The following is a 21,290-nucleotide window of genomic DNA, read 5'->3' as shown; positions in this document are numbered from 1 at the left end:
ACCATTTGTAAAGGCCCGTGCCCGAGGTTCGGCCATCGTCGTGCCGGTGCGCCCGGCCGGTTAGACCCCCGGGGGCTGCGCTATGGCTCAGCCCGATCCGATCACGATCCCGGCGGCCAGGACCAGTGCGCCGCCGAACACAACCTGCAAGGTCGCGCGGAAAAAGGGCGTTTCCATGTAGCGGTTCTGAATCCAGGCGATGGCCCAAAGCTCCACGAAGACCACGATCACGGCGATGATCGTGGCGGTCCAGAAATCCGGGATCAGGTAGGGGAGCGCATGGCCCAAACCGCCCACGGTCGTCATCACGCCCGAGGCGATCCCGCGTTTCACCGGGCTGCCGCGGCCCGAAAGCTCGCCATCGTCGCTGGCCGCTTCGGTGAAACCCATCGAGATGCCCGCCCCCACCGAGGCCGCCAATCCGACGAGGAAGGTGGTCCAGGTGTCTTGCGTCGCAAAGGCGGTTGCAAAGATGGGGGCGAGGGTCGAAACCGAGCCGTCCATCAGGCCGGCAAGCCCCGGCTGCACCCAGGTCAGAAGGAATTGCCGCTTGGCGGTCTTGTCCTCGGACGCGCGGGCATCGTCATCAAGGTGCTCCGCCACCAGCTCGCCCGCGCGGGTCTCATGCCCGGCCTCGGCGGCGGCCAGATCGCCGAGTAACTTGCGTGTGGCGGCGTCCCTCGTGCGTGCAGCGGCCTTGAGGTAAAACGCCTCGGCGTCCCGCTCCATCGCGGCGGCCTCCTCACGGATACGCTCGATCCCGAGGTTTTCAATCAGCCAGACGGGCCGGCGCGCATAGAACCCGGCGACGTGTTCGCGGCGGATCAGGGGGATCACCTCGCCAAACCGGGCGCAGTGCAGGTCGATCAGGCGCTGCCTGTGGCCATCTTCTTCGGCTGCCATGCCGTCGAACACCCGCGCACTGTCGGGAAAGTCCGCGCGCAAAATTTCGGCGTAACTGCGGTAGATACGCGCGTCATCCTCCTCGGAGGAGATCGCAAGCGCCAGGATTTCCTGTTCCGAGAGGTCGCTGAAACGGCGGCGGGAGGTAACACCGGGGATCATTGGGGGTATCCTTTATTAGAATGATTCTAAACTAACAAAGCAACCTTCGGGATCAAGAGCTTTCTTGCCACCCGGTAGCCAATCGAAAATGAATCGCTAAACTCCCGTCATGAAATAAGCATGTGATTCTAGGGAGGAATGAAGATGCACAAGTTTCTGGGTGGCGTAACGGCCGCGACAATGACATTCGCCTTCGCGTCCGAGGCGCTGGCCACGGAATGGAACGTCTCGCTCTGGGGCAAGCGCCGGGCCTTCACCGAGCATGTCGAGAAGTTGGCCGAGTTGGTGAGCGAAAAGACCGGGGGCGAGTTCACGTTGAACATCAGCTATGGCGGCCTTTCGAAGAACAAGGAAAACCTCGACGGTATTTCCATCGGTGCATTCGAGATGGCGCAGTTCTGCGCGGGTTATCACCGCGACAAGAACAGGACGATCACCGTGCTGGAACTGCCGTTCCTGGGGGTGAGCAACCTTGAGGAAGAGGTTGCGGTGAGCCACGCGGTCTACGATCACCCGGCGGTACAGGACGAATTGGCGCAGTGGAATGCCAAGCTCCTGATGACCTCGCCCATGCCGCAATACAACATCGTCGGCACCGGCGAGCCGCGTGAAAAACTCGCTGATTTCGAAGGCATGCGGGTGCGTGCTACCGGCGGGCTTGGCAAGGCGTTCGAGGCTGTGGGCGCCGTACCCACATCGGTGACCGCGACCGAAGCCTATCAGGCGATGGAATCGGGTACCGTCGACACCGTGGCCTTCGCGCAGCACGCGCATCTGAGCTTCGGTACCATCAATCAGGCCGCCTGGTGGACCGCAAACCTCAACCCCGGCACGGTGAACTGCCCGGTGGTGGTGAATATCGACGCCTACGAATCGCTCTCGGACGCGGAGCGTGAGGCGCTCGACAGTTCCATCCCGGAGGCGATTGACCATTACCTGGCCAACTATGGCGAGTTGCTGACCAAGTGGGACGGCATCCTCGAAGAAAAGGGCGTGACCAAGGTCGAGATCAGCGAAGATGAGCTTGCGGCCTTCCGCGAAAAGGCGGCGGATCCGATCCGGGCTGCGTGGATTGCCGATATGGAAGCGCAGGGCCTGCCGGGTCAGGAGCTTTATGATCTGGTGATGAAGACGCTCAAGGAAGCCCGCGGCGATAGCTGAGGGATCATGGGGCCGCGCCTGAAGGGGCGGCCCCAGTAAAATCCGGCGCGAACACATGGCAGGTAACTCAACCGTTTTACAGGATGATGGCTGGCTCAGCCGTCTGGACCGCGGCTTGCTCAAGCTCGAGCGATTCTTTGCGCTCCTGAGCGGCATCGCGGCGTTTTCACTGATGTTTCTTGCAGCCTATTCCGTCAGTGGCCGGGAGTTCTTTGAAAGCCCTCTGCCGGGATACGTGGATTGGATCGAGGCGCTGATGCCGCTGATCGCGATCATGGGCGTCGCCTATGTGCAGCGCGAAGGCGGGCATATCCGCATGGACATCCTCATCGGCGCCTTGCGTGGGCGGGCGCTTTGGGCGCTGGAACTGATGACCGTTTCGTTGATGCTTGTGCTGATGATCGCGCTTGTCTGGGGTAGTTGGGCGCATTTCGACCGCAGCTTTGACATGACGAAACCGCTCTGGAGCCGGGACAGTTCGATTGATATCGGCTTGCCGATCTGGCCCACGAAACTCCTGGTGCCGGTCGCATTTTCGGTGTTGAGCCTGCGATTGGTGATACAGGTCTGGGCTTACGGGCGCGCGCTGGTACTAGGCCTGGAGCGGCCCGTGGCGGTGCCGCTCTACCAATCGGTGGCTGAACAGGCCGAGGCGGAAGCCAAGCAGCTTGAAGGGGCGGATTGATGGGATCCATCGAAATCGGCCTCTGGGTCACGGGCGGCATGCTCGTCATGGTCGTGCTGGGCATGCGGGTGGCTTTTGCTGCCGGTCTGGCAGGCTTCGTTGGCCTTGTCTGGCTGCGCTGGAACGGGTTCGATTATGATCCCGCGCGCTTCGGCAAGGCGGTCGAGATCAGCGTCAAAGTGGCCGGGCAGGTGCCGCATTCCAAGGTCTCGGCCCATGCGCTGAGCCTGATCCCCACCTTTATTCTCATCGGTTATCTCGCTTATTACGCCCGGCTCACCACGGCGCTCTTCGAGGCGGCGAAACGCTGGATCGCCTGGGTGCCGGGCGGTCTCGCGGTCTCGACGGTATTCGCGACGGCCGGGTTTGCGGCAGTCTCCGGCGCGTCCGTGGCCACGGCGGCGGTCTTTGCCCGCATCGCCATCCCCGAGATGCTCAAGATTGGCTATGACAAGCAATTCGCGGCGGGCGTCGTGGCGGCGGGGGGGACATTGGCCTCGCTCATTCCACCTTCGGCGATCCTTGTGATCTACGCGATCATCGTGGAGCAGGATGTGGGATCGCTCCTGCTCGCGGGTTTTATTCCCGGGGCCTTTTCCGCCGTGGTCTACGCGATCCTGATCATCACAATCGCGCTTGTGTTCAAGAATGTCGGGCCGCCGGTGGGCGGCTTCACCTGGGGCGAGCGGTTTACGGCGCTTCTGCCCGCGCTGCCCATTGTGGCGGTGGTCGTTATCATCATCTTCTTTGTCTACAACCCCTTCGGGGATGCCTGGGGCACACCGACAGAAGGCGGGGCAGTCGGCGCATTCATCGTCTTCCTGATGGCACTGGCGCGGGGCCTTAGATGGGCGCAATTGAAAGAGGCGCTGATCGAGACGGCAAAGCTGACGGTGATGATCTTCACGATCATCTGGGGCGTTCTCATCTATGTGCGCTTCCTCGGATTCGCAGACCTGCCCGGAGCGTTTGCCGATTGGATCACGTCGCTGGATATGGCGCCGTTGATGATCCTGGTGTGCATTCTGCTGGCCTATGCGGTGCTTGGGATGTTCATGGATGCGATCGGCATGCTGCTCCTGACGCTGCCCGTGGTCTATCCGGCGGTGATGGCACTGAACGGGGGCGAGAGCGTTACGGCAGCCGAGAGCGCGTTTGGGATGAACGGCACGATGTGCGCCATATGGTTCGGTATATTAGTGGTGAAGATGGCCGAGTTTTGCCTCATCACGCCGCCTATCGGGTTGAATTGCTTCGTGGTGGCCGGGGTGCGGGATGATCTGACGGTGCAGGACGTCTTTAAGGGCGTGACGCCGTTTTTCATTGCGGATGCGATCACCATTGCGCTCTTGGTGGCCTTTCCGGCGATTGTTCTTTGGCTGCCCAGCCAGGCGATGTAGCGCCCTTCAACCAAAATGAGCGCCTTGCGGCGCGCTGGTAATCTCGTCAGCCGCGCAAGGCGCGTCTTCCTCGGGCGGGCGCGGGTTTTGACGTTGCGCTCTTTTCTTCGCGCGGGTGAAGGTAGGCCATATTCCGCTCATCTTAAGCATCTGCAAAATAACGATAAACCGCGATTTTGTGACGTTACGTCATAAAAGTGAACTATTCAGTTCAATTTTCTCTTGTAAACTGAACTAAACGGTTTATTTATTTTGATGTGAACTGATTAGTTCAGAAAGGAAATGACATGAAAACCCCACTTATCGCTTTTGCACTTGCCCTCTCCCTGACCGCTGCGCCGGTCGTTGCACAAGGCTTTGATATGGGGAGCCTGACCCCGACCTTGGACTTTCCGAAACCCACAACGGAGCCGGTGAGCCAGGATCGTTCGACCCTCAATAAATGATGTCGCTCACGTTCCAGGCGGCGGGCGGGTTCGACCGCCGCCTGGGCAGAATTGCTTGCGGCAGGCATCCCGACCTGACACACTGACTCGGCGCGCAGGGAGGACATGCATGACGGCAATGGCCGCGGAAATCAAAAAAGGCAGAAAGTTCGACCAGGTTCTGGAAGGCGCACGCAGTATCTTCATGCGGGACGGCTTTGAAGGAGCCAGCGTCGATGATATTGCCCGGGCGGCTGGCGTCTCCAAAGCGACACTGTACAGTTACTTTCCCGACAAGCGGCTGCTTTTCTCCGAGGTGGCCCGCGTTGAATGCAACCGGCAGGCGGAAGAGGCACTCGAAGTGATCGGCGTCGACGCCCCGATCGAGCATGTGCTGCACGAAGCGGCCAGCCGGATCGTTCGATTTTTCCTGTCGAGCTTCGGTCAGCAGGTCTTCCGGATTTGCGTGTCGGAATCGCACCGCTTTCCCGAGTTGGGGCAGCGGTTCTACAATTCCGGTCCGGCACTGGTTCGCGAACGGATGTCCAAGGTGCTGACCCCCTATGTCGAACGCGGCATCCTCAGGATCGACGACATGGACCTTGCCGCCAGCCAGTTTGGCGAGCTGTGCAAGACCGACATGTTTGTGCGGTGCCTCTGCGGCGTGGAATGCAACGTCACCGAAGAAAACATCGAACGTGTCGTCAACGGCGCGGTTGAGATGTTCCTGGCACGGTACCGGGCCTGACCCCTCTATCGCGACCGTGTTTTCTGCTGAATGCGGATGATGACGAATTCCGCCGGCCGGACCGGCGCCATGCCGATATCGACAATCATCCGGCCGTTGAGCACATCATCCTGTGTCATGGTTTCGCCCAAGCCCACCTTTACAAAAAAGGCATCTGATGGTTTCTGCCCGGCCAAGGCACCGGAGCGCCAGAGCCCGAGGAGGAAATTGTCGGTCATCGTACGAATGCTGTGCCAGGCTGTGCTGTCGTTCTCTTCGAAAATGAATGGCGCGATCGACTTTTTGACGGACTGTTCCACCATGATCGAAAAACGCCGCACCGGGACGTATCGCCATTCATTGTCGTGGCTCGCCATGGTGCGGGCGCCCCAGACAAGCGTGCCGCGCCCTGTAAACTCCCGGATCGCGTTGATCGAGACACCGCCGTTAGGGCTGTTCAGGTTATCCTGCTGCCGGTTCTGGATTGTGACAGTGGGGCGCAGAATACCGGTGACCGAAACGCCAGCGGGCGCTTTCCAGACGCCGCGCGCGTTATCGGTTCTCGTATAAACCCCGGCCATTGCCGCGCCCGGCGGTAAGGTGTTGGCATAGGCCGCCATGCGCCGGGTGATTTCGGCATAGAGTGGTGACGTTTGACGCAAGGTGTGATCCAGGGCGCGAACCTCCCGCTGTTGATCCGCCTCATCACTGGCGATCTTCTGCAGGATGCGGCCTCTATCCGCGGCATTCTCATCCGAGACCACGAAGACGGTCCGCTGGGCGCTTTTTCGGCCATTCTTGTCGGTGACAACAATGTCGAACTGCCCCGGATCAACGGCATCCCTGTCACGGATAAAGCTGATCTTGCCCTGCGCCAGTCCCTTTTGTCGAAACCCGCTCCGGCGTTTACCGGTGCTGGTGGTCACGAGCCGACTGGTCATCTGGCCGGTGTCGAGGATGCTATACCGCAGGTTCCTGGCGCGGCTGTCATCCACCGCACGGAAATCGTCGAGGGTCAGCGGTACGGACTGCCCGGGTCGCGCCACGATGGTGAAATCACCGGTCAAAGTTGGAGCACTGATCTTCCCAGCTTCCGGCGCGGTGCCGGCATCTGTCAGAAGGGTCACAAGGAGCGGCCGACTATCGGGTTCGATATTGGCAAAGGTGAAGTCCTCCGGCCGAAACACCGCGGCCTCGCACCATGGGTAATAGGCCGCGCCAAAGGACAGGGCCCGCGTGCCGATATCGTCCCGAAAGGCGGCAACCGGGTCTCCGCTCGGGTCGGCGCGGTCGAGATACCCGCCGGGGATATCGAGAATGGCAAACCGGCTGCCGGCGTCCTCACATTGCGCCAGGATGGCCTGGTTCACCATCGACGCCTCGGCACGGGGCAATCGCGTAACCTCGGGGACCACGATCAGGTTGGGTTCGTCTATGTCCTTCAACGTGTCGAGCGCGCCAAGCATTTCGGCGCTGTCGAAAGCGTCGCCATAGGTGCCACAACTGACAACAACGCATCTTCCGCCGCCATTGATGAAGAACATCCGCAGCGCGGCATGGAGGAAGTAGGCCGGGTTCGTCTGAACCAGCGCATAGGTCTCGGAACCGGCCTGAAAGGTGATCTCTGGCAGTTCAGCGGGTTGCGTTGCGCCCGCATCGCTGAGGGGGGAGGTGCCGGTGCGCGTGACATGTTTTTCCAGATGGAAACTGGGATGGGGCGCGCCGCCAAATACCTGCTCGAACTCCGCCATCGAACTCAGGGCGACGGGGGCTTTCAGGGGACCACGTTCCGTGACGCCGATAAAGGCAGTGGTGGAGGTTGAAACACCCCTGATGGATGACGCGGCAAAACTTACTTCTTCGACGTAAACCCCGGGGGCCAGATACTCGGGCATGGCAAAATTCCTGCGATCAAAAAACACTCAAATGAAGTGTATCGGAGGGTATCGCCTGCCGCGCAGAAATCAACCGAGGCGGGAGCCCATAAGAAAAACGCCGCCGGTTTTTCAACCAGCGGCGTGTTCTTCTGTCCCTCGGCGACTGGCTTATTGTGCCAGCGCGGCCTTGGCCTGATCGACGATGGCGCCGAATGCAGCAGGTTCGTGCACGGCCAGATCGGCCAGCACTTTGCGGTCCACCTCGACACCGGCCAGCGACAGGCCGTTGATGAAGCGTGAATATGTCAGAGCTTCGTCATGGCTGCGCACGGCGGCGTTGATCCGCTGGATCCACAGGGCACGGAAGTTGCGCTTGCGGTTCTTGCGGTCGCGGGTGGCGTATTGGTTTGCCTTGTCGACGGCCTGCGCGGCCACCTTGAAGGTATTCTTGCGACGTCCGTAATAGCCTTTAGCGGCCTTGACGACTTTCTTGTGACGGGCGTGGGTAACGGTCCCACCTTTAACGCGTGACATCTGTCAGATCCTCCTTAGCGGCTATAGGGCATCATCGGCTTGATGATCTGCTCATCAGCCTTTGACAGCGTGGTTGTGCCACGCGCGTTGCGGAGAAACTTGTTGGTGCGTTTGATCATGCCGTGGCGCTTACCGGCCTGGGCGGCCACAACGCGGCCACTGGCCGTCACTTTGAACCGCTTCTTGCAGCTCGATTTGGTCTTCATCTTGGGCATTTCCGGCTCCTCTTTGGTCAGTCGGTCGGACGCGCGACTCGGCATGCCACTTGGCCGGACGCGCGCGTGAGAGGCGCCGTATACGCCGCATCTTTTGTTTACGCAAGGGGATTCGGGTGTGAATTGCGGCTTCAAGGCGCGATGTTCTAGGAGGTGATGCGCGCCACCACCCGCACAAAGGCTTCGGGTATCTCCATGATGTCAAACCCGCCGGGTTTCTGGCTCAAAGCCCAGATGGTCATGGTCCCGCCCAGGATGATCGTGAACGCGGCAACGCGCGGCGCACGCCCCTCGGAAAACGCCGACATGATCGACGGCACCGAAAACACCAGCAGAACAACACCCAGAACAAGCGCAAGATCGGCATCCATGCGGTGCCTCCCCAACCAGCCACAATCAATCGGAACCTTACCCGCGTTCGTGGGAATAAATCAAACTTTCCTGACAGGGCGCGACCCTAAGGATGTTGGTGGTGCCTGGTACATTGAACGGGACACCGGCGGTCACTACGATCTGATCGAGCGCGCTGGCATAGCCCTGGGTGCGGGCGGCGCGGGCGGCGTTGATCACCGCTTGTTTGAACCGGTCGAGCTGCTCGGTGATGACGCAGTTCACGCCCCAGCTCAGGCCAAGCCTGCGGGCGGTGTCCATCTCGGAACTGAGCGCGAGGATCGGCACCCGGGGCCGTTCCCGTGCGGTCAGAAGCGCCGTGGTGCCGGATTGGGTGAAGCAGCAGATTGCCTTGATATCCGTGGTTTCGGCAATTTCACGCGCGGCGGCCACGATGCCATCGGCGACCGTCGTGCGCGTCGCCTTGCGGGAGGCTTCGATGATCTGCGTATAGGTCGGGTCGTCCTCGACCTCGCGGGCGACATTGTCCATAGTCGTGACTGCCTCGATCGGGAAGTCGCCTGCGGCTGATTCCGCCGACAGCATGATCGCATCCGCGCCCTCATAGATCGCGGTGGCCACGTCGCTGACCTCGGCACGGGTGGGCATCGGGCTTTCGATCATGGATTCGAGCATCTGCGTCGCCACGATCACCGGCTTGGCGGCGGCCCGGCAAGTCCGCACCAGGCGTTTCTGAATCGGCGGCACGTTCTGCACCGGCAGTTCCACGCCGAGATCGCCGCGCGCCACCATGATCCCGTCGGACGCGGCAAGGATCGCGTTGAATCGCTCAATCGCCGAAGGTTTTTCAATCTTCGACAGGATCGCGGCGCGCCCCTGGCAAAGCTCCCGCGCCTCCTGCACATCCTCGGGCCGTTGCACGAAGCTCAGCGCCAGCCAGTCGACACCCAAATTGCACACAAATTCCAGATCGGCGCGGTCCTTTTCACTCAGCGCCGCGAGGGGCAGCATCACATCGGGGACATTCACGCCCTTGCGGTTCGAAATCGTCCCGCCCGCGATCACGACGCAATCGGCGAAATCCTTGCCGCAGTCGGTGACCTTGAGGCGGATCTTGCCATCATTGACCAACAGGCTGGCACCGGGTTCAAGGGCGGCAAAGATCTCCGGATGGGGCAGGCAGACGCGGGTGACATCACCTTCGGCCTCGCTCAGGTCAAGGCGGAAGGATTTGCCATTCTCAAGCTCTTCTTCGCCATTGGCGAAGGTGCCCACGCGCAGTTTCGGCCCCTGCAGATCGGCCAGGATCGCGATCGGGCTGTTGAGATCCTTTTCCACCTGCCGGATGATCCGGTGCTTTTCCACGATCCCTTCGTGGGCACCGCTCGAATGGCTCATGTTCAAGCGAAAGACATCCGCCCCCGCTTCGTGCAGCGCCCGGATCGTATCGTAATCCTCGGATGCGGGGCCAAGGGTGGCCACGATCTTGACATTGCGGTGGCGTCTCATGGGTCTGATCCTGCTCTTGAATGCTGAACCTGAAGCTCAGGCGAAATAGGGGTCTGTGTCAACGGGGCTGTCGGGAATCTGGCCTCGGCTTCCGGTTTCGGCGTTATCGCTAACAAATTGCACGGCCCTTATTACGCAATTCACATTCCGGGGCAACTGCCCTAGAGGGGTAGAATAAGAAGAAGACAACCAGATGACATATGAACCTTTCCTGATCGAGGGGGCTGACCGCCCGTCCCGATGGCTGGTCACCTGTGACCATGCCAGCAACGCCGTGCCGGATTTCGTCAATGGCGGGACGCTCGGGCTGGCCCATGAGGATATGGCGCGCCACATCGCATATGACGTGGGCGCGGCGGGTGTGGCGCGGGCCTTGGGGCGCTTGCTTGATGCGCCGGTGATCTGTTCGAATTTCTCGCGTTTGGTGATCGACCCGAACCGCGGCGAGGACGATCCGACCCTGTTGATGAAACTCTATGACGGGACCATCATTCCGGGCAATCGCCACGCGGGTCCGGCGGAGCTTGATGCGCGGTTGAACCGCCTCTACCGCCCCTATCATACCGCCCTGGCAGAGATGGCGGCGCGCCAACCCGACACAATCATCTGCTCCGTCCACAGTTTCACGCGACAATTCATTGGTCGTCCGCCGCGCCCGTGGCATGTGGGGCTGCTCTACGCGGTCGATGACCGCCTGGCCAAGCCCTTGCTCACCCGCCTGCGGGCCGAAGAGGACCTTTGCGTGGGCGATAATGAGCCCTATAGCGGCCATCTGGCCGGTGACGCGATTGCCCGTCATGCGATCGCTTATGAACGCGCCAATATCCTGTTGGAACTGCGGAATGACCTGATTGGAACTGATGATCAACAACAGTCCTGGGCCGCACGGCTCACGCCCATGCTGGAGGAAGCCGCACACCGTGCCGGTATCTGATCTTGGATCTGTGGGTGTTGGCTTTGCAGAAAAAGATGCTGCGGGACTTTCATGTCCCGCGCGGAATCAAGGCCGAAGGCCGCCGCGCGATCGCCAGACCGCCCGCAAGGGCTGGCGATTGGGTGAGGTTGCGCGCCGAATTGAGGTTTTTCGGACTTGGCAAAGATAAAGCGCGTTTGACGACGGTTGATTGCCATCCCGCGGTCTGGCGTTCGCGCGGCTTTAACCTCAGGATGGGGACGTCCGTTCCAGGCTCAAACAAACCATTCGCCGAGCCGGACATGCAAAATTCACATTGCACGTCGCACCGTTTCCTGCGGATATTGCCACCATCAGGAGGGAAGCCATATGCCGCATATCGTGATCGAACATTCCAAGGGGCTTGAGGACAGCCACGACCTGCAAACGCTTTGCGAGACCATCTGGCAGGCGTTTGCCGCGCATCCATCTGTAAGCGGCCCGGAAACGGTCCGGGTGCGAACAATTGCTGCCACCGCCGGACGGATCGGCGTGGAACCGCAGACCTTTGCCCATGCGACGCTTCTGCTCTTGCCGGGGCGGGACGATGCCACGCGGCAGGACCTGGCGCAGATCACCATGGATGCGCTTGACGCGGCGCTGCCGGATGTCGGAAGCCTCACGGTGCGGTTGACGGACTTGAACCCGCCCTACCTGAAGCGCATGTTATAGGTCAAAGGAGACCTTTGATGGATGACCAGACCCGCATCGAGCTGGAAGCCGCCGCGTTTCGCACCCTGCGTGAGCACCTGATGGAAAAACGCACCGATGTGCAGAATATCGACATGATGAACCTCGCCGGGTTCTGCCGCAATTGCCTGAGCCGATGGTATCAGGAGGCCGCTAACGAACGCGGTATCGACATGGACAAGGCAGAGGCGCGAGAGATCTTTTACGGCATGACCATGGATGAATGGAAAGCCAACTATCAGACCGAGGCGTCGCCCGACAAACAGAAGGCCTTCGAGAAGAGTTTTGCCGAGAATGTCGGCAAGGGCTCTTGATCCCGACGCCTCGAAGAACCCCCTGATTAAGAAACCCCTGATTTCGGCGCATTCCCCTTGCGACGCTCCGCTCTCGCCGGGATATGACGCCTAACTCCAGTAGAATCTGACCCTCGAAATGGCTGACACCGCGCCGTTTCGGTCCGAAATGTCGCGAATCTGGCCACATGCGGCGCGCTCACCATGAGTCCGACGTCGCAAAAGCTGCGAAATACGCCGGTGTTGCAACAACCCTGAAAACTGACAAACGAGGAGACGGCAATGACCGTTGACAATGGAGTTATATCCAAACCGGGGTTGGGGCTGGCGCTGGTGCCCATCATCCTGACCCTGATGGTGCTGGGTATTCAGCTATTTTACTTTGGTGATTTCACCCCGCATATCCCGCTTGCCATCGGCATCGCCATCACCGGCATTGTCGGGCTGAAGCTGGGCCACAAATGGCCCAATATCGAAGAGGGGGTGTTTCACGTCATCAATATCTCGCTGCCATCGGTGTCGATCCTGATCACCGTCGGCATGATTGTCGGCATCTGGATCGCCAGCGGCACGGTGCCAACGCTCATCTACTATGGTCTCAAGGTGCTTTCGCCCGAAATTTTCCTGGCCGCGGGCATGATCCTCTGCTCCATCGTCTCGGTGTCCCTGGGCACGTCGTGGGGGACGGTCGGGACCGTCGGCCTCGCGCTGATGGGGATTGGCGCGGGGTTTGGCATCCCGATGTATTGGACCGCGGGCGCGGTGGTCTCCGGTGCGTTTTTCGGCGACAAGATCTCGCCCCTGTCGGACACGACCAACCTGGCCCCGGCGGTGACGGGCACCAACCTCTTCGATCACATCCGCAACATGCTGCCGACGACGGTGCCTGCGATGCTGATCGCGCTGGCGATCTATTTCGTGGTCGGCTTCACGCTGATCGACACCTCGCAGACGTCGTTTGAACGGATCGACGCCATCACATCCGCGCTGGATGAGGCGTTCTGGATCTCGCCTCTGATGCTGCTTCCTGCGCTGCTGGTCATCATCCTGGCGGTCAAGAAACAGCCGCCGATCCCGTCGCTTTTCGCCGGCGCGGTCGTGGGCGGTATCATGGCCATGGCCTGCCAGGGCGCGGGCCTGCACGAAACCTTCACCTATGCCAATAGCGGCTATTCGATCGACACCGGGGTGAGCGAAATCGACAGCCTTCTCAATCGCGGTGGCATTCAGTCGATGATGTGGACAATCTCATTGGTGCTGCTGGCCCTGGGCTTCGGTGGCGCCCTGGAGCGGACCGGCTGCCTTGAGGCGATCATCGCAGTCATCATCTCCAAGGTGAAGTCCTTCGCGGGAATTCAGACATCGGCCATCCTGACATCGGTTGCGACCAATACCGTGGCCGGAGATCCGTACCTGTCGATTGCCCTGCCGGGCCGCATGTACGCGCCGGTTTATCGCGGTCTGGGCTATTCGCCGCTGAACCTAAGCCGTGCCATCGAAGAAGGCGGCACGCTGGTATCGCCGCTGATCCCGTGGAACGCGGGTGGCGCATTTGTCATCAGTGCACTTGCGCTTGGCATCGGAGATGGCAATTTCGAGAACCTGCTTTACATTCCGCTGGCCTTTGCCTGCTGGATGTCCCCGGTGATTGGCATTTTCTACGCCATGACGGGTCTTTTCTCGCCCCGCGCCAGTGAGGCCGAAATCGAAGCCTGGTCCGAGACCGGTGAGCCGGTGACCGAGCTTGCCACGTAAAGAGACGGGCGCCGGGGTGCAGTATCCTGGCGCCCGTTACCTTCTCCCGATGCGTCTTCTTTGCTAGGATCGTCAGATGAGTGAGCGTAGCTTTATTGCAAGGGGTGCTGCCAGTTTCCGGGTGGACTATGAAGGGCCGCCCAAGGACTTCTATTTCCTGCTGCTGCCCCGCTTGACGATGCTGGCCTTCAGCTCCGCAGTAGAGCCGCTGCGCGTCGCCAACCAGGTCGCCAATCGCGAGCTTTATCGGTGGTTCGTGATGACTGAAGATGGCGCGCCGGTGCGGTGTTCCAACGGCATCCTGATCAGCCCCGATTCCGGTCTTGAGAACCTATCCAAAGAAGCGATGGCGTTCATCTGCGCCGGGACGGAACCGTCGGAAAGCGTCAGCGCGAAAGCCGCCGCATGGGTCAGCCGTCAGCGCACATTCGGCTGCCAGGTTGGTGGCATCTGCACCGGCGCCTTCACTTTGGCGCGCGCCGGATTGCTCACAGACCGGAAATTCACGCTGCATTGGGAAAATCAGCCCGCGTTTCTGGAGAACTTCATCGGGCTGGAGCCGACCAACAACCTTTTCGAGAGTGACAATGGTGTGATGACCTGCGGCGGGGGCAGTGCGGCCACGGACATGATGCTTGCCATGATCGAGCAGGACCATGGCAAGGACCTCGCGATCGTCGTTGCGGATATGTGCATCCATTACCGCACCGACAGCCGCGAAGCGCCGCAGAAATCGGCCTATTCCGTCGCGCTTGGCAGCCGCAATCAACACCTGATCTCGGCCATGCAATACATGAACGAGCATCTCGAGAACCCGGTTGAGATCGACGAGATCGCAGCCGAGGTCAACATTTCGCGTCGACAGCTTGAGCGACTGTTCAAACGCCATGTGGGCGTCAGTCCGGCGCAGTTCTACATTGACCAGCGGATTTCCCGTGCCCATGCACTGCTGAACGAAACCGCCATGTCGATCAATGAAATTGCCGTCGCGACGGGGTTCAGCAGCTCCTCGCAACTGTCGCTTCGGTTTCGCAAGAGGTTTGGCAAATCGCCGGGTGCGTTTCGCAAGAGCTGGGTCAACCAGGCGCAATAAAGTCATGCAACCTCGGGGAAGGGATCGCCGTTGAAGACTTCATGGATCATCTTGGTACTGGTCGTGCATTTCATGCTGTGTCCGGTTCCCGCAAGGGCCGAACCCGAGGTCAATCTGGGATATTTTAACGAGTTGGCGATGAACGGCTATGACGTGATGACCTATTGGAAAGGCGGCGACCCGCAAAAGGGTGATCCCGCCATAGCAGCGACCTACAAAGGCGCGACATGGGTTTTCACGACCGTTGAAAACCGGGGGCTTTTCCTGGCCGACCCGGCCCGCTACGCCCCCCAATACGGTGGCTACTGCGCCTATGCGGCGAGCCAGAACGCGATTGCCGACGTGGACCCGTTCGCCTGGCGCATCTGGGAAGGCAAGCTCTATCTCAACTACAGCCCCCGCGTCCGCCGGCAATGGGCCAGCAATATCGACGCCAACATTCAAAAGGCCGATGGGTATTGGCCGGTGCTGCTGAACAAGCAATGAACTGCCTCGGTCGGATCTTGATTTCCGATCTGCGAAGGTCGACATTTGCCGGATGAAGGAGCCTTCCCGTAATATGCCACCTCGTGCCGAAGCCGTCCGGATAGACACCCGCTTCCTTGTTGTCGGTTATGGCCTGACCATCGGACTTTTCTATCTTCTCCTTGGCGCGTCCTCAGCAATCATCCTGATGCTGATTGGCGTGGGCGTCTGGGTCGAGGGTGTTCTGGATCAAGGGCGCCTTGCGCGACTACGCACTGCCAGAAGGGGCGACAGTATCTGCACCTTTGTCCGCGCACTCGACTACCGCACCACGGACACGAAAATCATTCGAGCGGTCTATGACGAAATTCAGGACTACATCTCCAACGGCGATGACCAGTTCCCCCTTCGTCCGGGTGATAGCTTCAGCGGTGAACTGAGGGTCGATGATGACGACCTTGATGAGATGGTACATGATATCGCCACCCGGTCGGGTCGGTCGCTTGCGAATATCCAAGCCAACCCCTTCTACGACAAGGTTGAAACCGTGCAGGATTTGATCCGTTTTCTGAACGCGCAACCTTTGTCAAAGGCGTAGCCGTTTCGTCTTCAGTCAGACTGCTGCTTTCAGGCTCTCGTCCAGGTAAATCTCACGCAGGCGTTTCGCGACCGGGCCTGGGGTGCCGTCGCCCATCTGCACACCGTCGATTTCGACCACCGGCATGACAAAGGCACTGGCCGAGGTTGTAAATGCCTCGTCGGCGTCTTTGGCTTCGTCGATGGTAAAGCTGCGCTCTTCGACTTCCATCTGTGCCTCTTGCGCAAAGCGCAGCACGGCGGCGCGGGTGATGCCGTGCAGGATGTCGTTCGAGAGTTCCCGGGTGATGATCTTGCCGCCCTTGACGATATAGGCATTGTTCGAGGTGCCTTCGGTGACCTTGCCGTCCTCGACCATCCACGCATCGTCGCACCCGGCGGCCTTGGCCATCATCTTACCCATCGACGGATAGAGAAGCTGCACCGTCTTGATGTCGCGGCGGCCCCAGCGGATATCCTCGATCGAGATGATCTTGTTGCCTTTTTTCGAGGCCTCGGAATGCGCCAACCCCGGCTTGTTCTGCGTGAAGAGCACGACGGTGGGCTTGGTATCGGCGGAAGGAAAGGCGAAATCACGGTCGCCATCACTGCCGCGGGTGACCTGCAAGTAAACCAAGCCCTCGTCGATTTCGTTGACGCGCACCAACTCACGGTGGATCTCCAGCAGATCATCGAAATCCGCTGGTTTTTGCATGTCGAGCTCGTTCAGCGACCGCTCCAACCGCTTCAGGTGACCCGCAAAGTCAATCAGCTTGCCGCCCAGGACACTGGTCACCTCATAGACCCCATCGGCCATCAGGAAGCCGCGGTCAAAGATCGAAACCGTCGCCTCGCCCTCGGGCAGGTACTCTCCATTCACGTAAACGGTACGGGTCATTTCAGGTCTCCTTAGCCCCAGAGCGCCGCCTTGGGCGGGTGCACTCCGGCATCATCAAACAGTAATGGTTCGTCGCGGTCTTCGGCCAGAAGCAGGGGGCCGTCAAGGTCTGTTACCATCGCGCCCTGCGCCAGCAACGTGGCCGGTGCCATGGCGAGGCTGGAGCCGACCATGCAGCCGACCATCACCTTGTACCCTTCGGTCAGCGCCGCCTTGCGCAGTTCCAGGGCTTCGGTCAGACCCCCGGTCTTGTCGAGCTTGATGTTGACCACGTCATACTTACCCTTGAGCTTGGGCAGGCTGCTCCGGTCATGGCAACTTTCGTCGGCGCAAACCGGCACCGGGCGGTCCATGCCGATGAGCGCCTCGTCCTGCCCCGCTGGCAGTGGTTGTTCCACAAGCGCCACGCCCAGCCGGACCAGGTGCGGCGCCAGATCTGCATAGACCTCTGCGCTCCACCCCTCGTTCGCGTCCACGATAATGGTCGATTTGGGCGCGCCGGCGCGCACAGCCTCAAGCCGGGGCATGTCGTCGGGTGTGCCGAGCTTGATTTTCAGCAAAGGCCGAAAGGCATTCTTTGCCGCCTGTTCCTGCATTTTCGCAGGTTCATCCAGCGAAAGCGTATAGGCGGTGATCTCTGGGCCGGGTGCTGGCAATCCGGCCAGTTCCCACGCACGCTTTCCCGCGCGCTTCGCCTCCAGATCCCACAGCGCACAATCAACCGCATTCCGCGCAGCCCCGGCGGGCAGCAGGTCATAAAGCGCCGCGCGCGAGAGATCACCGGGCAACCCTTCGATCTCGGCGGTGACACTTTCCAGCGTCTCGTCATAGCGCGCATAGGGGACGCATTCCCCCCAACCCTCATGCGCGCCATCGGTCAGGCGCACGGTCAGGACCTGGGCCTCGGTGCGGGATCCGCGCGAAATCGTGAAGACCTGCGCCAGCTTGAAAATGTCGCGCGTTACCGAGATCCGCATTGGACTGCCCCTTTCATCTTGCCTCAAAACACTCCCGCCGGAGGCATCCGACGGCAAGACCGCTTGCGCCGCCGTCAGATCACAATGCGGCCAGCGCGTCCACCAGCTTGTCCGAGCCGAAACGGTAAGGGTCGGTCGCGGGCAGGCCCATCCGTTCCTCGACCTCGGCCAGGTAGGCGTGGGCATCCTCTTCGGAGAGGTGCTGCGTGTTGACCGAGACCCCCACGACCTTACAGGCCGGGTTCGCCACCTGCGCCAGCGGCAGGGCGGTGTCGCGCAACGCTTCGAGCGAGGGTAGGGTGTAGCCGGGCAACCCGCGCATATGTTCGCGGGTGGGTTCATGACACAGGATCAGCGCATCGGGCTGCCCACCATGAATGAGCGCCATGGTCACGCCCGAATAGGAGACGTGAAAGAGGCTGCCTTGCCCCTCGATCATGTCCCAGTGATCGTCGTCATTGTCGGGGGTCAGGTACTCCACCGACCCGGCCATGAAATCGGCGATGACGGCGTCAAGCGGCACACCATGGCCGGTGATAAGAATGCCGGTCTGACCGGTGGCGCGGAAGGTGGCCTTCATCCCGCGCGCATGCATGTCGCGTTCCATCGCCATGGCCGTGTACATCTTGCCGACGGAGCAGTCGGTGCCAACCGCCAGGCAGCGTTTGCCGCTGCGTTTGACGCCGTTCGCGATGGGATAACCCACGGTTGGGACTCGCACGTCATGCAAGGTGCCGCCATGGGTCTGGGCCGCGGCAACAAGATCCCCCTCGTCGCGCAGCAGGTTGTGCAGGCCCGACGCCAGGTCATACCCCATGTCGAGCGCCTGGATCAGGACTTCTTTCCAGGCGTCCGAGATCACGCCGCCACGGTTGGCCACACCGATAACGAGGGTCTTGGCACCGGCTTCTTTCGCTTCGGCCAATGTCATGTCCGTCAGACCCAGATCAGCACCGCAGCCCGGCAGGCGAATCTGGCCGATGGCGTTCTCGGGCCGCCAGTCGCGGATACCGATCGCCACCTTGGCAGCCAGCATGTCAGGCGCGTCGCCCAGAAACAGAAGATACGGTGTCTCGATCATGGTTTATCCCCCTAGCCGGAATCAGAGTCGCGGCAGTTTCCGATAAACCAGGCGCGAATTCCTTTTGAATTCTCGGCCGGATTGGTCGATCATAGAAGATAATTCGAAGAAAAATGAGATTTGAGCAAGAATTTCCCGTCTCTTAATCCTTGGTTTCATCTTCTTCCGACGCCGCCAGAACCTCCGCCTGCAAACGGCCCGGTTGCGCCATGCCCAAGACACCCGTCGCCTGCACCTCGCCTGTCTCGGCAGGTGCCTCACGCTGTACCCGGCGGGCAACGGCTATCAGGGCCACGCCGATTCCGATGCCGACCAGCAGGATCTGTAGGCCGCGGCCACCGGCCAACAGGATCAGGTTGGGCCCCAGCAAGATCCCGAAAACCTGGCCGAATTGCAGCAGGAACGCCATGGTGCCGCTTGCCGGAACGACCTGTCCCGGGCTCAGCTGATCGTTGGCATGGGCCGCAAGGATCGAATAGACCGGCAGGGTCATCGCCGCGATGATGGCAAAACCGATGACGATCCGGGAGGGCGAGGTGTCGACGGCCATCCAGAGTGCGGCAATGGCGGAAATCACGCTGAGCCCGATGACCACGTAGCGCCGGTCGGTATTGTCGGAAATCCATCCCACCGGGTACTGCACCAAACCCGCTGCGATCATTGCCACCACCAGCGCGCCGGAGGCTTGCGCATCGGTAAAACCCTGCCGCAATGCGTAAAGCGGCAGCGCGATGAACCAGGCGGAGACGCCGACGCTCATGATGATAATGCCCAGGACGGCCATGGGTGAAACCCGGTAGAGCCTGATCACGGTCATCCGATCCGGGGCCGAGTAGTCGGGCGCGCGATTGCCTGAGAGCAGGAGCGGTACGATGGCCAATGACATGAGGATCGACACGATACCGAACATCAGGTTGCCGGTCGGGTCGGGGAACCCCACGAGGGCCGTGCCGAGGGCGGGACCGAGGGTCTGGATGATGAAATAGACCGACAGTACCTGCGCGCGGATGCGGTTTTCGGACTTGGCGTTGAGCCAGCTTTCGGTGACTACGTAAAGACCGGGAAAACACACGCCCGCGAGGAAGCGCATGGCGCTCCAACTGTACGGGTCATTGGTCAGCAGGTGGATGATCGCTGCAATCGAGACCATAGAGGCCAGAGCGGAAAAGACCCGGATATGGCCGACCTTTTCAATGAGATGCGGGACGGTAATGGTGCCGATCAGCGCGCCGAGCGGATAGCAGGCCTGCATCAGTGAAATGGTCAGCGGGCTGAAGCCCAGCCCCGCGCCACGGATCGACAGAAGGGTGACCAGCAATCCGTTGGCCACCATCAGCATCAGCATGCCGAGGAACAGCGCCCAGTTGTCTAAGAGTGCGCGTTGCATGGCTAGCCCTCCTGCGTCTGGAGTGAGGATGTCAGGCCCGCGATGTTCCTGCGCCCCTGTTTGCGACAGCAGGGTCGCTCCCGGGCGATGATGTCGCAGGAAATCGCCTTGCAGGCCGGCGCGCAATTTAATACCGGTTGCGCGAAATCATACGCAATTTCGTTACCGAAGGGATCCCTTGTCATGAGCTTCCGCCTGCAACCGCCTGCCCCCGCCCGTCCGAACCGCTGTCAGCTTTTTGGCCCCGGGTCGAATGCCAAACTGTTCGAGAAAATGGCTGCGAGTGCCGCCGATGTGATCAATATCGACCTTGAAGATTCGGTGGCCCCCACGGACAAGGACCTGGCACGGAGCCAGACCATCGAGGCGATCAACACTGTCGACTGGGGCAACAAGTACCTCAGTGTGCGGATCAACGGCCTCGATACAGGCTGGTGGTACAAGGATGTGGTGGATCTGCTGGAGCAGGCTGGTGAGCGCCTGGATCAGATTATGATCCCCAAAGTGGGTTGTGCAGGTGACATCTATGCTGTCGATGCGCTAGTGACGTCGATCGAGCAGGCCAAGGGGCGCACAAAGCCGATCAGTTTCGAGGTTATCATCGAAAGTGCCGCAGGCATCGCCCATGTGGAAGAAATTGCCGCCGCCAGCCCGCGGCTGCAGGCGATGAGCCTTGGCGCTGCGGATTTCGCCGCGTCGATGGGGATGGCGACGACAGGCATCGGCGGCACGCAGGAGAATTATTACATGTTGCGTGAGGGCGAGAAATACTGGTCCGATCCGTGGCACTGGGCAACAACGGCCATCGTCGCGGCCTGCCGGACCCATGGGCTTTTGCCGGTGGATGGTCCATTTGGCGATTTCAGCGACGATGACGGGTTCCGCGCGCAGGCGCGCCGGGCAGCGACCTCTGGTATGGTTGGCAAGTGGGCGATCCACCCGAAGCAGATTGCCTTGGCAAATGAGGTTTTCACCCCGTCGGATGAGGCCGTGCAGGAAGCACGTGAGATCCTGGCCGCGATGGAAGAGGCCAAGGCCAAGGGCGAGGGGGCCACGGTCTACAAGGGGCGGCTGGTCGATATCGCGTCGATCAAGCAGGCCGAGGTGATCGTGAAACAGGCCGAAATGATCGCCGGATAAAGTGTTGGGGTGGTGGGATCGCCGCCCTCGCGCG

At 60.7% G+C, this 21,290-nt stretch carries 23 protein-coding genes; 13 read left to right on the top strand and 10 right to left on the bottom strand.

Features of this window, described 5'->3' with window-relative positions; genetic code table 11:
* Positions 1–87 precede the first annotated feature (87 nt).
* Positions 88–1,065 carry an iron exporter MbfA gene (gene mbfA / locus RBB29_RS08655; protein WP_306115799.1) on the bottom strand — a complete coding sequence of 326 codons (978 nt, stop codon included), beginning with the start codon at positions 1,063–1,065 and terminating at the stop codon, positions 88–90.
* Between the two features lie 144 nt (positions 1,066–1,209).
* Between mbfA and RBB29_RS08650 the strand changes: the two genes are divergently transcribed.
* The 5 genes from RBB29_RS08650 (at position 1,210) to RBB29_RS08630 (ending at position 5,484) form a co-directional block, all read left to right on the top strand.
* Positions 1,210–2,226, top strand: a complete 1,017-nt coding sequence (locus tag RBB29_RS08650; protein WP_306115798.1) for a C4-dicarboxylate TRAP transporter substrate-binding protein — start codon at positions 1,210–1,212, stop codon at positions 2,224–2,226.
* Between the two features lie 55 nt (positions 2,227–2,281).
* Positions 2,282–2,911: a TRAP transporter small permease subunit gene (locus tag RBB29_RS08645; RefSeq protein ID WP_306115797.1), complete on the top strand. Its 630-nt coding sequence runs from the start codon at positions 2,282–2,284 to the stop codon at positions 2,909–2,911.
* Entirely contained in the window at positions 2,911–4,311 is a 1,401-nt protein-coding gene (locus RBB29_RS08640; protein ID WP_306115796.1) for a TRAP transporter large permease, read from the top strand. Before RBB29_RS08645 ends, RBB29_RS08640 begins: the two co-directional genes overlap by 1 nt.
* Positions 4,312–4,598: 287 nt before the next feature.
* Positions 4,599–4,757, top strand: coding sequence for a hypothetical protein (locus tag RBB29_RS08635; RefSeq protein WP_306115795.1), 159 nt, complete (start codon positions 4,599–4,601; stop codon positions 4,755–4,757).
* Between the two features lie 109 nt (positions 4,758–4,866).
* Complete coding sequence (locus RBB29_RS08630) at positions 4,867–5,484, top strand: TetR/AcrR family transcriptional regulator (protein ID WP_306115794.1); 618 nt, start codon at positions 4,867–4,869, stop codon at positions 5,482–5,484.
* A gap of 5 nt (positions 5,485–5,489) precedes the next feature.
* On the opposite strand, the gene RBB29_RS08625 is transcribed toward RBB29_RS08630, so the two are convergent.
* The 5 genes from RBB29_RS08625 to pyk all read right to left on the bottom strand — a co-directional run bounded on the left by RBB29_RS08625 (position 5,490) and on the right by pyk (position 9,949).
* Positions 5,490–7,358, bottom strand: a complete 1,869-nt coding sequence (locus RBB29_RS08625) for a phage tail sheath C-terminal domain-containing protein (protein WP_306115793.1) — start codon at positions 7,356–7,358, stop codon at positions 5,490–5,492.
* A 150-nt stretch (positions 7,359–7,508) separates the two neighbouring features.
* The gene (gene rplT / locus RBB29_RS08620; protein ID WP_306115792.1) at positions 7,509–7,874 is read right to left on the bottom strand and encodes a 50S ribosomal protein L20; all 366 of its coding nucleotides are present in this window, start codon (positions 7,872–7,874) and stop codon (positions 7,509–7,511) included.
* Between the two features lie 14 nt (positions 7,875–7,888).
* On the bottom strand, positions 7,889–8,089 hold the full coding sequence (rpmI, locus tag RBB29_RS08615; RefSeq protein ID WP_306115791.1) for a 50S ribosomal protein L35: 201 nt from the start codon (positions 8,087–8,089) through the stop codon (positions 7,889–7,891).
* A gap of 146 nt (positions 8,090–8,235) precedes the next feature.
* On the bottom strand, positions 8,236–8,460 hold the full coding sequence (locus RBB29_RS08610; RefSeq protein ID WP_306115790.1) for a hypothetical protein: 225 nt from the start codon (positions 8,458–8,460) through the stop codon (positions 8,236–8,238).
* Positions 8,461–8,497: 37 nt separating this feature from the next.
* The gene (gene pyk, locus RBB29_RS08605) at positions 8,498–9,949 is read right to left on the bottom strand and encodes a pyruvate kinase (protein WP_306115789.1); all 1,452 of its coding nucleotides are present in this window, start codon (positions 9,947–9,949) and stop codon (positions 8,498–8,500) included.
* Between the two features lie 193 nt (positions 9,950–10,142).
* Between pyk and RBB29_RS08600 the strand changes: the two genes are divergently transcribed.
* The 7 genes from RBB29_RS08600 (at position 10,143) to RBB29_RS08570 (ending at position 15,795) form a co-directional block, all read left to right on the top strand.
* On the top strand, positions 10,143–10,883 hold the full coding sequence (locus RBB29_RS08600; RefSeq protein WP_306115788.1) for an N-formylglutamate amidohydrolase: 741 nt from the start codon (positions 10,143–10,145) through the stop codon (positions 10,881–10,883).
* Between the two features lie 348 nt (positions 10,884–11,231).
* Complete coding sequence (locus RBB29_RS08595; protein ID WP_306115787.1) at positions 11,232–11,573, top strand: 5-carboxymethyl-2-hydroxymuconate isomerase; 342 nt, start codon at positions 11,232–11,234, stop codon at positions 11,571–11,573.
* A gap of 17 nt (positions 11,574–11,590) precedes the next feature.
* Entirely contained in the window at positions 11,591–11,905 is a 315-nt protein-coding gene (locus RBB29_RS08590; RefSeq protein ID WP_306115786.1) for a DUF1244 domain-containing protein, read from the top strand.
* A 261-nt stretch (positions 11,906–12,166) separates the two neighbouring features.
* The gene (nhaC, locus tag RBB29_RS08585; RefSeq protein WP_306115785.1) at positions 12,167–13,639 is read left to right on the top strand and encodes a Na+/H+ antiporter NhaC; all 1,473 of its coding nucleotides are present in this window, start codon (positions 12,167–12,169) and stop codon (positions 13,637–13,639) included.
* 76 nt (positions 13,640–13,715) lie between these two features.
* Entirely contained in the window at positions 13,716–14,732 is a 1,017-nt protein-coding gene (locus RBB29_RS08580; protein WP_306115784.1) for a GlxA family transcriptional regulator, read from the top strand.
* Between the two features lie 30 nt (positions 14,733–14,762).
* Complete coding sequence (locus RBB29_RS08575; protein ID WP_306115783.1) at positions 14,763–15,218, top strand: YHS domain-containing (seleno)protein; 456 nt, start codon at positions 14,763–14,765, stop codon at positions 15,216–15,218.
* A gap of 73 nt (positions 15,219–15,291) precedes the next feature.
* A complete protein-coding gene (locus RBB29_RS08570; protein ID WP_306115782.1) occupies positions 15,292–15,795 on the top strand; it encodes a hypothetical protein in 504 nt (167 codons plus the stop codon).
* Positions 15,796–15,810: 15 nt separating this feature from the next.
* Here RBB29_RS08570 and RBB29_RS08565 read toward each other — a convergent pair whose 3' ends face one another.
* From RBB29_RS08565 to RBB29_RS08550, 4 genes are all read right to left on the bottom strand, one after another.
* Entirely contained in the window at positions 15,811–16,671 is an 861-nt protein-coding gene (locus RBB29_RS08565; RefSeq protein ID WP_306115781.1) for a D-amino-acid transaminase, read from the bottom strand.
* 11 nt (positions 16,672–16,682) lie between these two features.
* Complete coding sequence (gene dgcA, locus RBB29_RS08560) at positions 16,683–17,648, bottom strand: N-acetyl-D-Glu racemase DgcA (RefSeq protein ID WP_306115780.1); 966 nt, start codon at positions 17,646–17,648, stop codon at positions 16,683–16,685.
* 79 nt (positions 17,649–17,727) lie between these two features.
* On the bottom strand, positions 17,728–18,729 hold the full coding sequence (gene dgcN, locus RBB29_RS08555) for an N-acetyltransferase DgcN (RefSeq protein ID WP_306115779.1): 1,002 nt from the start codon (positions 18,727–18,729) through the stop codon (positions 17,728–17,730).
* 142 nt (positions 18,730–18,871) lie between these two features.
* Positions 18,872–20,116 carry an MFS transporter gene (locus tag RBB29_RS08550; protein ID WP_306115778.1) on the bottom strand — a complete coding sequence of 415 codons (1,245 nt, stop codon included), beginning with the start codon at positions 20,114–20,116 and terminating at the stop codon, positions 18,872–18,874.
* 183 nt (positions 20,117–20,299) lie between these two features.
* On the opposite strand from RBB29_RS08550, the gene RBB29_RS08545 reads away from it, so the two are divergent.
* Complete coding sequence (locus tag RBB29_RS08545) at positions 20,300–21,256, top strand: L-malyl-CoA/beta-methylmalyl-CoA lyase (RefSeq protein WP_306115777.1); 957 nt, start codon at positions 20,300–20,302, stop codon at positions 21,254–21,256.
* The last annotated feature ends 34 nt before the right edge of the window (positions 21,257–21,290 follow it).

It is taken from the genome of Roseovarius sp. MMSF_3359 (genome assembly GCF_030733385.1).
Lineage (GTDB): Bacteria > Pseudomonadota > Alphaproteobacteria > Rhodobacterales > Rhodobacteraceae > Roseovarius.
The sequence above is the reverse complement of the archived record's forward strand: the minus strand, read 5'-3'. Positions and strand labels throughout refer to the sequence as shown.